The following is a 14,157-nucleotide window of genomic DNA, read 5'->3' as shown; positions in this document are numbered from 1 at the left end:
TCAGACGGTCGCGACCGGAGCCTCTGCGCCGGTCGCCACGACCCGGCGACGCCGGCTCGGCGCCAGTAGGGTCGGGTGCTTCACGCACCAGGCCGCGATGGAGCAGATCAGCTCCTTCACGCGGGCGGCCTTGCGGCCCACGTCGACCTTGGAGGTCGGCTGATCCTCCTTGGTCACCTTCTGCACGATGGCATCGCGGCGGCCGAGGCTGATGCACTGGCTGTTGTAGCCGATGGGGGTATCGGGAACTGCACGTCCGGTCAGCCGAGCGGCAATGGCATCGGCGCCCAGCCAGGCCATCGGGGAGGCGGTGGCGCAGCCCATGCGCAACGTCCTGCCACCCACTCCCGCGGCGTGCGCGGCATCGCCGACGGCGTATACATCCGGGTGCGAGACCGAGCGCTGGGTGGCGTCGACGACGATCCGCCCGGCCTCGGAGACGGTCAGCGTGCTGGCGGCCGCGATCGGGTGCACGGCGAATCCCGCTGTCCAGACAGTCATTTGCGAAGGGATCTCCGCTCCCGATCGGGTGGTCACGCCATCTTCGGTGACCCTGGTGACGTCGGCGTGCTCGTGGACGGTGATACCGAAGCGTTGGAACGCGCCGCGCAGGTGGCTCTGTGCCTTCTCGTCGAGCCAGTCGCCGACGCCGCCGCGCGCGGCCATCGCGACGTTCAGATCCGGGCGCGCCTCGGCGATCTCGGTGGCGACTTCGATACCGGTCAGGCCACCTCCGACGATCAGCACGGTCTCGCCCGCCCGCAGCCGGCTCAGACGTTCCCGCAGCCGCAGCGCCGCGTGCTTGCTCGCCACCTGATGGGCGTGTTCGACGACGCCGGGCACGCCGAAATCGGCGACGGTGCTGCCAAGGGAGTAGACGAGTGTGTCGTAGGCGAGGGTCTCGGCCCCCTGATCGCCGATCAGTTCGACGGTCTTGCGGTCGGCGTCGACCGAATCGACCCATGCGATGCGCACCTGAACGCCGGTGCCGGCGAACATCTTCCGCAGTGGACGAACCGGCAGGTCCTGCCCGGCGGCGAGCTGGTGCAGGCGTACCCGTTCGACGAAGTCGTGATCGGCGTTGACGAGGGTGATCTCGACGTCGTCGCGGTGCAGTCGCTTGGCCAGGCGGCCGGCTGCGGTGGCTCCGGCGTACCCGGCTCCGAGGACGACGATGCGGTGCTTCATGGTGTTGCTCCTGTCTCGGTGGGTTCGGAGCTTGAACCGGACAGCCGCACGAATGCTGACAGGAACAGGATGTGATGTGGGTCACCACAAATTGGGCAGGGGTGCTCCCGGTGCGTAGGTGGCCCACTGGCGATTGGCGAATGCCAGCTTGTCGGGGTTGGCGTGGGCGTGCACGGCGGCGATGCCGTCGGCGGTCACCTCCAGCACCACGACGCCGACGATGCGATCCTGCGCCACCAGGATCAGCGCGGGCCTGCCGTTGACGATCACGGCGAACGGCGTGGGCTTGCCGCCGAGCTTGTCCCACTTGGCACCCGAAGGTTTGATGGCGAGCCGCACGAACGTCGCGATGCGCTCGGCGCCGACGAGCGGCCTGCTCAAGGTGGCGAAGAAGGCGCCGCCGTCACCGATGATGGTGGCGTCATCGGTGAGCAACCGCACCAGCTCATCGGTTCGGCCGCTGACCGCCGCGGCCAGGAATTCCTCCACGATCCGGCGGGCGGCGGTCTCGTCCACCTCGATACGCGCCCGTTCCACGGCCAAGTGCTGTTTGGCGCGGCGATAGACCTGCTGGCAATTGGATTCGGTGATGTCGAGCAGGTCGGCGATCTCGTGGTGCGGGTAGCCGAAGGCCTCGCGCAATACATACACCACGCGTTCCTTGGCGGTGAGCCGTTCCATGAGCGTGAGCATGGCGATCGACACCGATTCGCGTTGTTCGACGGTGTCGGCCGGGCCCAGCATCGGGGCGCCGGCCAGCAGCGGCTCCGGCAGCCATTGCCCCACATAGGTTTCCCGGCGCGCGCGGGCGGAGGTGAGCTGGTTGAGGCAGAGATTGGTGAGCACCTTGGTCAGCCACGCCTCGGGCGTCTCCACGTATTCGCGGTCGGCGGCCTGCCAGCGCAGATACGTCTCCTGCACCGCGTCCTCGGCGTCGCTGGCCGAGCCCAGCAAGCGGTAGGCGATCGCTTCCAGGCGGCCCCTGGAGCGTTCGAACAGATCAGCCTCGCGCGTGAGCAACATGTCGGACATGGTCGGTTATGCGCACCGGTCGTGTCCAGCGGTAGCGGTCCCCGACCAGCTCGGTCAGTGACCGCTCGTAGTCGCCCGGCCCACCCGCGCGAGGGGTGAACGGCTTAGCGTGACGGACCAGGACGAGAGTGGAGCGGACCGTGCGCCGGGTAGCGATTCGTCGCACCACATCGGGAAGCAACGTGTGTTCGGCGTGCAGCACCCGCGCGCCGAGTGTCTCGACGGTGTCACCCGGCTGGACCGGTACCTCTATCCGGGCGATGATCCGCCCGGTGTCGTATTCGTCCGAGACGAGGTGGACGGATACGCCGCTGACGGGATCTCCGGCGTCGAGGACGGCTCGATGCACGTGCCCGCCGTACATACCGGGGCCGCCGTGTCGGGGCAGCAGTGCGGGGTGGACGTTGATGATCCGTCCGGAGAACTCCGCCCTGGTGCGCGGCCCGATCTTCTTCAGGTATCCGGCGGTGACCACCCAGTCGGCCGAGTGCTCGACGAGCGCGGCGCGGATGGCTTCGTCGGGGTCGTCGTGGGTGCGTCCGGACAGGTGGCGGGCGGGGATCGCGTTGTCGCGGGCGTAGCGCAGCGCACCGGAGTCGCTGTTGTTGCTGATGACGAGCACGATCCGGAACCGCGCGTCCGCGACGAGGGAAGCTCTGTGCAGCGCACGCAGATTGGATCCGTTGTGGGAGGCGATCACCGCGACGCGAAGTTCCGGCACGGCTTCGTAGTCTGGCACAGCGAACTCGCAGTGGCCGGGTTCGCTTCTCCTGCTGCGGTTTGCGAACTCGAACGGCCGGGCCACAGGCAGGTCAGCGAGGGGTTTGCGGCCGGTGGGCGTGGTCTTCGACGGCCGCGGGCCATTGATCGATCCGGGCCGGTGGGGTGCGGCGGCGGGATGGGAGGAGGTTGCGGACACCGCGATCGGCGCGCAGGCGCGAAGGAGCTTGTGCCGCATAGTATTCGGCGTGACGCGCCGCCGGGTGCCTGCGGCGGGCTTCGGCGAGCCATCCGGCGGCTTGGCGCAGGGCCTCGGTGTGGGTGAGGGGTGGGTCGATGGGCAGCAACAGGGTGGCGTGGCCGGGGTCGGTGACGACCGCGGAGCCGAGGTGTTGCAGGCAGCGGCCGATGCCGAGGTCGTCGTCGAGGGCGCGGTAGGCGGTGAGGGCGAGTTGCCAGCAGCGCAGGGCGCGGCGGGGTTCGCCGCGGGCCCACCACATCGTGCCCATGGTCTCGTGGGTCTGCGCGCGTCCGTCGGGATCGAGGCCGGAGCGGGTGAGGGATTCGGCGAGTTCGAGACGATCCTGCGCGGCGTCGAGGCGTCCTTGCCGGATATGCACGACGGCGAGGTTGATCAGGGCGCACACCTCACCGGCGACGTCGTCACGCGGCAGCAGCCACCACGCGGTCTCCAGCTGCTCGGCCACCTTGTCCAGCACCGGCGAGCCGGCGTCCAGCTCCCGCAGCGCCGCCTGATGCTCCCAGCGGGCGGCCAAGCTCGTCGACAATCGCCGCGGCCGGTAGCCGCGCGGCCGCTCGGCGAGCCGTCCCGCCCGCAGCAGCAACAGATCGCGGTTCAGCTCGTCGGTTTCGGGAAGCGCGCACAGATCGTCGGCCACTCCGCGCCCGTTCTCCTCCAGGCCGATACGCGCATACCACACGTCCAACGCGTTGCCGATGTCGACCAGGTGCGCGACGGCCGCCGGGGGATAATCCACGCCTCGAGCCGGTGGATTCGCTGGATCCGGAGAATCCGGTGGATCCACTCGAGCCGCGCACGCGTCCACCAGGGCGCGCAGGTACGGTTCCTCGGTTTCGAACCAGCGGCGAGCGCCCACCGCGAAGCGCCGTGACTCCAGCGCGATGGCCCAGCGCCCCGCGCGGTCGGCGTAGTGGTGCAGCAGCGCGGTGAGCGCCGCGGCCCACTGCGGTCCGGCGGTGACCGTCGCTCGATCCGGCAGCCTGGGCACTTGTCGCACGCACCACCGCTGGGCACCGTGCCCGGCGAGAATTCCGCGGCGGTGCAGACCGTCCAGCAGTCTCGCCGCGGTGCGGGCCGAGGGTTCCCGTGCCAGCGGCAACCGTCCCGGCGTGTCCCGAATGGCGTTGAGCACCGCCAGCAGCGCGACGGTTTCATAGTCGTGCACCGGCAGGTCCCGCAGTACCGCGGCGATGAGATGCCCGTCGAGCGCCGCGACCGTCCGGCGCGGCGGCGCGGCTTCCCGCGGCCTGCGGTCCGCGAGCGCGGGGCCCGGCTCGATGAGGCCCGCGATGAGGTCCATTTCGCGGGCGGTGCGCACCTTGGTGCGATACCCGCGCGCGAACCGGTACAGCGCGTAGGTCGCCGCCGCGGCGATGAACAGCACCGACAACCAGCGCAGCGGCCCGTTGAAGAACTGCACGACGGCGTTCTCGCCGAACGAATTCACCACCAGGGTGCGCACCAGCTCGAACAGCACCGTGTAGGCGACCAGCGACGCGGTGCCCAGGAACCCGATCCAGATGGAGGATCTGGGTGTGGCGGTCTGCCCGACCGGTTCGGTGTGCTCGGTCGAGGTGCTCACCCGATTCCTCCCTCGCTGTCGGCGGCTCGCGTCATCGCAGCACTCCGCCGGTCAGGCCCGGCACCACCCAGCGCCGCCAGGTCACCAGCAGCAGCACCACCGGCAGCACCGCCGACACCAGCGATCCCGCGGCCAGTTGCGCGCTGTTCTCGCCGAATTGCCGCGCTTCGCCCCACAGCAGCAGCGACCACGGGCTCGCGCCCGCTCCGCTGACCACGAGGCCGATGAAGAAGTCGTTCCACACCTGCACGAACTCCAGCACCGCTACCGCCCCCAGCGCGGGCCCGGAGGAGGCCAGCACGCGCTGGGCGATGGTGCCCGGACTGGCCAGACCGTGCAGTGCGTCCGCGGCGGTGCTGCCCGGCGGGGCGAGCATCGCGCCGCGCAGCACGAGGATGGCGATCGGCAGTCCGGCGGCGGCGTGCACAAGGATCAGCGGGATGCGGGTTCCGGACAGTTCGTAAGTGTCGACGAGGCCATCGATCGGTCCGAGGTAGGTCTGCGCGGGGATCACCGCGAGCACCACCAGCGCTACGACGGCCAGCCGTGCGGCGGTGCCGTTGGGTCGCAGCGCGGCCAGCCGGTAGGCCACCGGCGCGGCGGCGGTGACCACGACCACCGTGACGATCCCCGCGACCCAGGCGGTGGTCTGCAGCGAACGCCACAGTCCGTCGTCCCCCAACACCAGAGCGATGGCCGAGAAGCCGAAGCCGTCGTGTGTCCGCAACCCGGTATAGGCGAGCACGCCGATCGGGTACAGCACCAGCACCGACACCAGCACGATGCCCGCCGCTCGCACCGGACCGATGCGCCGTCGTCCCGCCACCGAGATCGCGCGCACCGCAGACCAACTCGCGCGGTGATGGCGTACGTCCACTTGCAGCAGCCAGGCGACCGCGCCCACGAGTACAGCCAGCGGCAGCGCGTAGGCCGCCGCCACGCCGGGTTCGGCGTCGGCGGCCAGCCGCCACCAGTGCACGGTCGCGCTGTCGACCTGGTATTCGAGCGCCCCCGGCACCCCGATCAGCACCACGTCGAACACCCGCGCGGCCGCGACGCCGACGGCCAGTCCGGCGATCAGCAGTACCGGCCGCAGCAACTCGTACAGCCGGATCGCCAGCGGTCTGCCGTCGTCGCGGTAGAGGTACCCGGCGCGCGCGGGATCGGCTTCGATCGCATGGATTCCCGCGCGGAACAGCGCGGTGAGGAAACCCAGCCAGGTCCACAGGAACGCCGACCCGAGCATCGCCGCCAGCCACCACCGGTAGAGTCCGACGTCCTCGATGTCCAGCCACCGCGCGCCGTTGCCGAAGATCACCCGGAACGCCACCCCGGACACGAACGCCGACACCCCGAACGGCACGATCAGCGGCAGCCACAACCAGCGCGCCGCCCGGCCCCACCAGGCGATCGCCAGCGCCACCAGCAGCAGCCCGATCCCGAACGCCACCCACAACAGCGTGCGCAGGTACGCGCCGCGACCGTCGGCGTTCATCGTCCCGCCCAGCAGCCACAGTCCGGCGATCGTGGCACCGATCGACAACGGCCACAGCAGAATTCGGATCCACGGCACGCCCCGCCGCCTGCGCAGCGCGGCGGGCAGCAGCGCACCGGTCGCGGCGACCGCGCACGCGAGCACCGACAACGGGCTGGCCCGGGCGGCGATCAGCACGGTCCATCCCGTCGGTAGCATCAGCAGCGCCACCGTCAGCAGCGTCGCGGGCAGCCCGGCTACCCAGCCCAGCCAGCGCCGTGGCCTGCCGCCCGCGACCAGCGGCCCGCGCATGCGGCGGGTGGCCAGCTCGATGCGCAGACCGTTGACGTCGAAATCCGGAGGCATCGTCATCGGCCCCGCCGATCGACGTCGTCCAGCGCGGCGATGGCACGGTCGGTGGCCTCGGTCGTTCGTGCCTGCCCGCCGTCGCCGATCGCGATGAGGAACTCCGTCAGCACCCGCCACAATCCTTCCCGTCCCCCTACCGGCCCGATCCGGTCGGACAGATCGAAGGTGCTGCGCGCGGCGAGCTCACCCGCCGAGGGCGCCAGCAGCGGCGAGTAGTCCGCCTCGGTGCGCAGGTTCGGGGCGAGGAAGCCGCCGTAGCGCTCGATCCACGGCAGGGGGGCGCGAGCGGCGGCCAGTTTCTCGACCAGTTCGTCCGCGCGCGGTGTCGCCTGCCGCGTCACCACGATCACGTCACCGCCGACGATCTTCGGCCGCCCCTGCGCGGTGTCCACCGGCGGGAAGGCCACCACCCCGACGGCGTCGTCGATCTCGCGCCCGGACGCGCGGACCGCGCTGCGCACGATCGGTTCGGCGAAGTCGGGCGCGGCGATGGCCGCGGCCCGGCGATGCTGGAATACCTCTCGGATGGCGTCGGAGAACTGCCTGGTCAGCGCGACGCCGACGCCACCGGGGAACGCGTGCCGCTGTCCCCACAGCGTCCCCAGGTGACCGAAGGCGGCCCGCACCGCCGGGTTATCCCATTCCCGTTCCCGGTGGTTCTTGGAGGCCAATTCGTCGTAGATGCGGGGTGATTCGGCGAGCAGGACGTTCTCGAAGAAATCTGTGAGCACCCAGCCGTCGGCGGCGGCCAGCGCCAGCAGGCGGGTCGGCGTCTGCGCGAGCACCTCCATCCGGTCGACCCAGCCGTCGAGAGTCCATGCCGCCGGTTCGCCCAAGCCGTGAGTATCGAACTGTTGGCGGTCGAACCACACCAGCGATTTGTCCGCGGCTTTGAACGGCACACCGTAGAGCCGGCTCTCGTAGCGCAGCAACAGTCGCCAGGGTTGGGCGTAGCGGGTGCCGAGTTCATCGGCCCACACCGTCTCGGCGACGGGCCGCAGTTTGCCCGCGTCGGCGAGTTCGCGCACCCGCCCGGCCTGCGGAAGCAGCACCACGTCCGGCGCGGAGCGGCCGCCTGCGGTGAACGCGGTGTCGGTGTTGTCGCCGAGGGGGATGACCTCGACCTCGAAGCCGAGGTCCAGCCCGTCGAGGACGGCGTGGAAGGCGGCGAGTTCCTGGCCGCTCCAGGACACGCCGACGCGCACCGCGTCCGAGCTGCCCAGCAGCACCTCCGGCGCGCACGCGGCAGCCAGCGGGAGGACCATTCCCGCTTGCAGCACCGCTCTGCGCGTCCCCATCGACCCCCGATGTCATTGCGTGCCAGTCGAACTCGATTATGCGTCAGAGCCGTCGCGGCGGTGGCCGCTTTGCAAACTCTCGTGCGCGGGCGCGGGCGCCTCTGCTAGCGTCACCGGCATGGAGCGCGCAGCTGTGACGACGACGCCGGAATTCGTCCCGGCGCGCTGATCCACGTTCATTCCAGCCCGGGGCGAGTGCCCCGGGGTTTCGTCTCGTGGTCACTCGCCCTCTGTCGACGAGGAGACCATCATGCCCGACCACCGCGGCCTCGGCCGTGCGCTGAATCTGTTCGACACCGACCCGCTCATCGGCGCGGGACTGCCGTTCTGGCTGCCGGACGGCGCGGCCGTGCGCCACGCCCTCGAGGATTACATCCGCGCCGCCGAACGCCGCGCGGGCTACCACCACGTGTATTCGCCGGTGCTCGGCAAACGTGAACTCTACGAATTGTCCGGACATTGGCGGCATTACCGCGACGAGATGTTCCCGCCGATGGATCTCGGCGGTGAGCAGGTGGTGCTGCGCCCGAGCCTGTGTCCCCATCACGCCCTGCTGTTCCGTTCCCGTGCGCACAGCTATCGCGAATTACCCCTGCGCATAGCCGAATTGGGTGGCATGTATCGCTGCGAGCTCTCTGGCGTGCTGGGCGGATTGGCCCGGGTGCGCGGGATCCAGCTCAACGACGCGCATATCTTCTGCACCCTCGATCAAGCCGCCGGCGAGGTCGCCGCAGCGCTGGCGATGATCGCCGACGCCTATGTCGCACTGGACATCCGCGCTGCCCGCTACCGGTTGTCGCTGCCCGGTCCCGGCGGGAAATACGTTGCCGCTCCGGATTTGTGGGAGCGGTCGATCGCCGTGCTCACCGCCGCCATGGACGAGCGCGGCCTGCGTTACGACGCGGTGAACGGCGAAGCCGCGTTCTACGGCCCGAAGATCGACGTGCAGGTGTGCGACAGCGCGGGACGGGAGTCCACCCTGTCCACCGTGCAGGTCGATTTCCATCAACCGGAGCGGTTCGATCTGCGCTACACCGGCGCCGACGGCGTCGCGCACCGTCCGGTCATGGTGCACCGCAGCATCATCGGCAGCATCGAACGGGCCGTGGCCCATTTGATCGAATGCCACGGCGGCCGGTTCCCGGCCTGGCTGGCGCCGACCCAGGTGGTCGTGCTGCCGGTGACCGAGGCCCAGCACTGCGCGGCAGCCCGATTCGAGCGCCGTTGCCGGGAGGGCGGGCTGCGGGTGGCGGTCGCGCCGCCGGATCGCGGCAGCCTCGCCGCTCGCGTCCGCGAGCACCGGCTCGCGCCGTATCAGGCGATCATCGGCGCCGAGGAACTCACCGCCGACCGTGTGGCGTTGCGGCTGCGTGACGGTCGCCGCCTCGGCCCGTTGCCCGCCGCCGAAGCGCTCGACCGCATCGCCGCTCTGCTCGCCTCCCACAGCGCGGCATTGTGGGACGACTGCTGACGGGCTCGCGGCGGCGGCACGGGTCGCCATGATGTGAGCCTTGCCACAACGTGGTACGTGCGCGTACCGTACGGGTGGTACATCGAAGTACCACACGAGGAGGTGGGCGTATGCCCGCTGTGCGACTTCCCGACGGGCCTTCCACCCCGGCGATCGTGCAGAACCTGCAGATCCTGGCCGGGCGCACCCGGACCTGGCGGCGCATGCACGATCGTTTCGGATCGGCCTTCACCGTCCAGATGCCCCGATTCGGGCGGTCGGTCGTGCTCGCCGATCCCGCCGAGATCAAAGCCCTGTTCACCGCGAGCGCCGACCTCGTCGACAACGTCGACATCAACCTCGGCCAATTCCTCGGCCCCGGTTCGCTGTTCGCGCTGAGCCGCGCCGACCACCGCAAGCAGCGCAAACTGCTCACCCCGCCGTTCCACGGCCGCAGGCTGACGGTGTACGAATCGCTCATCGAAGAGGAAGCCGTCCGCGAGATGGCCTCGTGGCCCTCGGGCCGCGAGTTCGCCACGATGGACTCGATGATGCGGATCACGCTGAACGTGATCCTGCGCGCGGTCTTCGGCGCCGAAGGCGCGGAATTCGAGGAACTGCGCCGACTGCTGCCCAGACTCGTCCTGATCGCCTCCGGCCTCGCCGCGATCCCGGTTCCCCAGCGGGCCCTGGGCCGGTTCGGCCCCTGGGCCCGCTTCGCGGCCTACCGCCGCCGCTACGACGAGATCGTCGGACAACTCATCGACCGCGCCGCGAGCGACCGGATCGAGGAGCGCGACGACGTGCTCGCGATGATGCTGCAAGCGCGCTACGACGACGGCTCGGCCATGTCACACAGCGAGATCGCCGACGAGTTGCTGACCCTGCTCACCGCCGGACACGAGACGACGGCGACGACGCTGTCGTGGACGATCGAGCGGCTGCGCAGGCACCCGGACATCCTGCACCGCTTGGTCGCCGAAGCCGACGCGGGCGGATCGCAACTGCGCGAGGCGACGCTGCTGGAGGTGCAGCGCGTGCGGCCGGTCATCGACGCGACGTTCCGGCAGGTCCGGGCCGAAACCCTGCAGCTGGGACGGTGGACCCTGCCCAAGGGTCAGAAGGTCGTGGCCAACATCCGGTTGATGCACGACAACGAGGAACTCTTCCCGAACGCCCGCGCCTTCGACCCCGACCGGTTCGTCGGCGTACGCCCGGGCACATTCAGCTGGATCCCGTTCGGCGGCGGCAGCCGCCGCTGCATCGGCGCCGCGTTCGCCACCATGGAGATGAACGTCGTGCTGCGTACGCTGCTGCGCGATTTCACGCTCGAACCCACCGATGCCCGCGACGAGCGCACGCACTTCCGCGGCGTCGCGCTCGTCCCGGCCGAGAAGGGCCGCGCCGTGGTGCACCGCCGCACACCGCCGTCCACTGGGCAAGCGCTCGACCGCGCCGCCGAGGCGGCGGTATGAGCGAGCAGTTCGCCGAAGTCGGCCGCGGCGTCACCCTCGCCTACGAGCAGCACGGCTCCGGCGGTGTCCCACTGCTGTTGATCGCCGGATTGGGTCAACAGTTACACGAGTGGCCCGACGGGTTGTGCGAACTCTTGGTGGCGCGCGGCTGCCGGGTCGTCCGTTTCGACAACCGGGACGTCGGCCGCTCGACGCATGCGAATTTCCCGCCACCGGCGCCGATGCAGTTGCTGCGGCGGCGCTGGCATCGCGAGCAGTACACGCTGGCCGATCTGGCCGCCGACACCGTCGGATTGCTCGACGCGCTCGAGCTGCCCTCGGCGCATCTGGTCGGCATGTCGATGGGCGGAATGATCGCCCAGACCGTCGCCGCCCACCATCCCGCCCGGGTCGCATCCCTGACCTCGATCATGTCCACCACCGGCGCCGCGCGGGTCGGCCGCCCGGCCTGGTCGACCTGGCGGTTGATGTTCGCCCGACCGGCACGCACCCGCGATGAGCACATCGATCGCGCCGTGCGCATGTACCGGCACATCCGCTCGGCCGGATACCCCTTCGACGAGTCCGCCGTGCGCGCGCGAGCCGCCTGCACCTGGGATCGCGACCCCAGGCCCGCAGCGGGCGTCGGCCGGCAATTGGCGGGCATCGTGAAATCCGGTGACCGGACCCGCGAACTGCGCGCGGTCACCGCCCCGACCTTGGTGCTGCACGGCGATCGTGACCGGATGGTCGCCCCGACCGGCGCCGGCGCCACCGCTCGCGCGATCGCGCACGCGCGCCTGCACACCCTCGCGGGTATGGGCCACGACCTGCCCGCCGCGGTGTGGCCGACACTCGCCGACCTCATCCACGAACACATCCGCACGTCCGAAAGCAGGAGCATCGATGCCCCGCACCCGTAGGCCGTTATCCGGCCGCCCGGTCATGATCACCGGCGCGGCCTCCGGGATCGGCCGCAGCCTCGCCCGGTTGCTTTCCCGCACCGGCTCTCCCGTCGCGATCGCAGATATCGACCAGGCCGGGCTGAAGGAGACGGCCGCGTCGCTGACCGGGCCGGTGCTGACCCGCGTCCTGGACGTGCGCGACGCCGCCGACCAGCTCGTCTTCGCCGACGAAGTCCGCGACTGGCTGTCCGCGCCGCTGGCCGCGGTGTTCAACAACGCCGGTGTCGCGGTCTCCTCCTCGGTGCTCGACGCCGTCGCCGAAGACGACGAATGGCTGCGGCGCATCAACTTCGACGGAGTCGTCAACGGCACCCGCGCCTTCCTGCCTATTCTCGTCGAGCAGGACCACGGCGTGATCGTCAACACCTCCAGCGTGTTCGGGCTGCTGGGCATGCCCAACCAAAGCGCCTACTGCGCGGCCAAATTCGCCGTCCGCGGATTCACCGACGCCCTGCGCCAGGAACTGCGCGGCACCGGTGTCTCCGCGGTGAACGTCCACCCTGGCGGCATCAGCACCAACATCGCCCGCAACGCCCGCGTACGCAAGGACCCCGAGGGCCGGGGCCGCACGCACGAGCAGATGGCGGCCGAATTCGAGACCATAGCACTGACCACGCCGCAGAAGGCGGCCGAAATCATCCGCCGCGGAGTGGAACACGGCAAGTCCCGCATCCTCGTCGGCCCCGACGCCTACCTGTTCGACGCCCTGGCACGGGTGACACCCACCCACTACTACGGAGTGGTCGCGCTGCTGGAGCGCAGCCTGCGCACCCGGGAACCGAAAGGAGCACGGGCATGAGCGAACACCTCGACGTCCTCATCATCGGAGCGGGCCTGTCCGGCATCGGCGCGGCCCACCACCTGCAGGCCGCCTTCCCGCACCGCACCTACGCGATCCTCGAAGCACGCGACACTCTCGGCGGTACCTGGGACCTGTTCCGCTACCCCGGAGTGCGTTCGGACTCCGACATGCACACCCTCGGATATCGATTCCGACCGTGGACGCAAGCCGAAGCCATCGCCGACGGTCCCGCGATCCTGCGCTACATCCGCGAAACGGCCGCCGACGCCGGCATCGACCGGTTCATCCGGTACGGGCACCGGGTGACCGAAGCATCCTGGTCCAGCGCCGAGTCACGCTGGACGGTGTCGGCCGAACACGACGGCGGCAACCGCGAATTCACCTGCGACTTCCTGCTCGTGTGCAGCGGTTACTACCACTACGACGAGGGCTACACCCCGCAGTTCGCCGGCATCGGCGACTTCCGCGGACAGCTGGTGCATCCGCAGCACTGGCCCACCGACCTCGATCACGCGGGCAAGCGGGTGGTCGTCATCGGCAGCGGCGCCACCGCGGTCACCCTGGTACCCGCGCTGACCGACACCGCCGCGCACGTGACGATGCTGCAACGCTCCCCGACCTACATCCTGCCCGTGCCCGCCCGCGACGCCCTGGCCAACCGGCTACGCGCACTACTGGGACCGAAACGGGCCTACACCGTGGTCCGATGGAAGAACGTGCTGGTCAGCACACTGATCTACCAGCTGAGCCGACGGCGGCCCCGACAGATGCGCAGATTCATCCGCAACCTGACCGTCAAGCAACTGCCCGCAGGCTACGACGTCGACACCCATTTCAAACCCGTCTACCAGCCGTGGGATCAGCGGCTGTGCCTGGTGCCGGACGGCGACCTGTTCCGCGCGATCCGCGACGGCCGCGCCACGGTGGTCACCGATCGCATCGACCGGTTCACCGCGACCGGGCTGCGCCTGGCATCCGGCCGCGAGCTCGACGCCGATGTGGTGGTTACCGCGACCGGGCTGCGACTGCTCGCGCTCGGCGGCCTGCGCCTCACCGTCGACGGACACGAGGTCGCACTGCAGCACACCATGGCCTACAAGGGCATGATGCTCAGCGGAGTGCCGAATTTCGCGTTCACCATCGGCTACACCAACGCGTCCTGGACGCTGAAAGCCGATCTGGTCAGCGAATTCGTCTGCCGACTGCTGCGGCACATGGACGCGGGCGGCTACCGGCAGACCATTCCGTGGCCCGACCCCGCGGTGACACCCACACCGCTGCTGGACTTCCAAGCCGGTTATGTATTGCGCGATATCGACCGATTCCCCAAAGCGGGTTCGCGGGCTCCCTGGCGGCTGGGCATGAGCTACGCCCACGACGTGCTCACCCTCCGCTACGGCCGCATCGATGACGGCACCATCCGCTTCACCCGTGGCGGCACATCCTCCGACGACGACCAGGCGATGGCATCGGCACACGATTCCGGGCTCCACGGCCTGACATCCGGCCGCGGACTCGGGCCGGACGCGACGAACCGAAAGGAGTAACTAACCTGATTCTC

General features: G+C 69.9%; 11 protein-coding genes. 5 read left to right on the top strand and 6 right to left on the bottom strand.

The genetic code is table 11. The features are described from left to right. From ACWEH3_RS16895 to ACWEH3_RS16870, 6 genes are all read right to left on the bottom strand, one after another. Positions 1-1,188, bottom strand: a complete 1,188-nt coding sequence (locus ACWEH3_RS16895) for an NAD(P)/FAD-dependent oxidoreductase (protein WP_450023559.1) — start codon at positions 1,186-1,188, stop codon at positions 1-3. An 81-nt stretch (positions 1,189-1,269) separates the two neighbouring features. Continuing rightward, positions 1,270-2,211, bottom strand: coding sequence for an RNA polymerase sigma factor SigJ (sigJ, locus tag ACWEH3_RS16890; protein ID WP_450023557.1), 942 nt, complete (start codon positions 2,209-2,211; stop codon positions 1,270-1,272). Next, positions 2,189-2,941 carry a phosphoribosylglycinamide formyltransferase gene (gene purN / locus ACWEH3_RS16885; RefSeq protein ID WP_450023555.1) on the bottom strand — a complete coding sequence of 251 codons (753 nt, stop codon included), beginning with the start codon at positions 2,939-2,941 and terminating at the stop codon, positions 2,189-2,191. Before purN ends, sigJ begins: the two co-directional genes overlap by 23 nt. 91 nt (positions 2,942-3,032) lie before the next feature. Further along, the gene (locus tag ACWEH3_RS16880) at positions 3,033-4,784 is read right to left on the bottom strand and encodes a tetratricopeptide repeat protein (protein WP_450023553.1); all 1,752 of its coding nucleotides are present in this window, start codon (positions 4,782-4,784) and stop codon (positions 3,033-3,035) included. Between the two features lie 31 nt (positions 4,785-4,815). Continuing rightward, positions 4,816-6,630, bottom strand: a complete 1,815-nt coding sequence (locus tag ACWEH3_RS16875) for a hypothetical protein (protein ID WP_450023551.1) — start codon at positions 6,628-6,630, stop codon at positions 4,816-4,818. After that, positions 6,627-7,925 (bottom strand): ABC transporter substrate-binding protein, encoded by a 1,299-nt coding sequence (locus ACWEH3_RS16870; RefSeq protein WP_450023549.1) that lies wholly within the window; start codon positions 7,923-7,925, stop codon positions 6,627-6,629. Before ACWEH3_RS16870 ends, ACWEH3_RS16875 begins: the two co-directional genes overlap by 4 nt. Before the next feature lie 178 nt (positions 7,926-8,103). On the opposite strand from ACWEH3_RS16870, the gene thrS reads away from it, so the two are divergent. The 5 genes from thrS to ACWEH3_RS16845 all read left to right on the top strand — a co-directional run bounded on the left by thrS (position 8,104) and on the right by ACWEH3_RS16845 (position 14,143). After that, entirely contained in the window at positions 8,104-9,396 is a 1,293-nt protein-coding gene (gene thrS / locus ACWEH3_RS16865; RefSeq protein ID WP_450023590.1) for a threonine--tRNA ligase, read from the top strand. Positions 9,397-9,506: 110 nt separating this feature from the next. Continuing rightward, entirely contained in the window at positions 9,507-10,850 is a 1,344-nt protein-coding gene (locus ACWEH3_RS16860) for a cytochrome P450 (protein ID WP_450023547.1), read from the top strand. Continuing rightward, the gene (locus ACWEH3_RS16855; protein WP_450023545.1) at positions 10,847-11,752 is read left to right on the top strand and encodes an alpha/beta fold hydrolase; all 906 of its coding nucleotides are present in this window, start codon (positions 10,847-10,849) and stop codon (positions 11,750-11,752) included. Before ACWEH3_RS16860 ends, ACWEH3_RS16855 begins: the two co-directional genes overlap by 4 nt. Further along, entirely contained in the window at positions 11,736-12,593 is an 858-nt protein-coding gene (locus tag ACWEH3_RS16850; protein WP_450023543.1) for an SDR family NAD(P)-dependent oxidoreductase, read from the top strand. The genes ACWEH3_RS16855 and ACWEH3_RS16850 overlap by 17 nt, the downstream gene beginning before the upstream one ends. Beyond that, positions 12,590-14,143: a flavin-containing monooxygenase gene (locus ACWEH3_RS16845; RefSeq protein ID WP_450023541.1), complete on the top strand. Its 1,554-nt coding sequence runs from the start codon at positions 12,590-12,592 to the stop codon at positions 14,141-14,143. Before ACWEH3_RS16850 ends, ACWEH3_RS16845 begins: the two co-directional genes overlap by 4 nt. Positions 14,144-14,157 lie beyond the last annotated feature (14 nt).

It is taken from the genome of Nocardia sp. NPDC004718 (assembly GCF_053601535.1).
The sequence above is the reverse complement of the archived record's forward strand: the minus strand, read 5'-3'. Positions and strand labels throughout refer to the sequence as shown.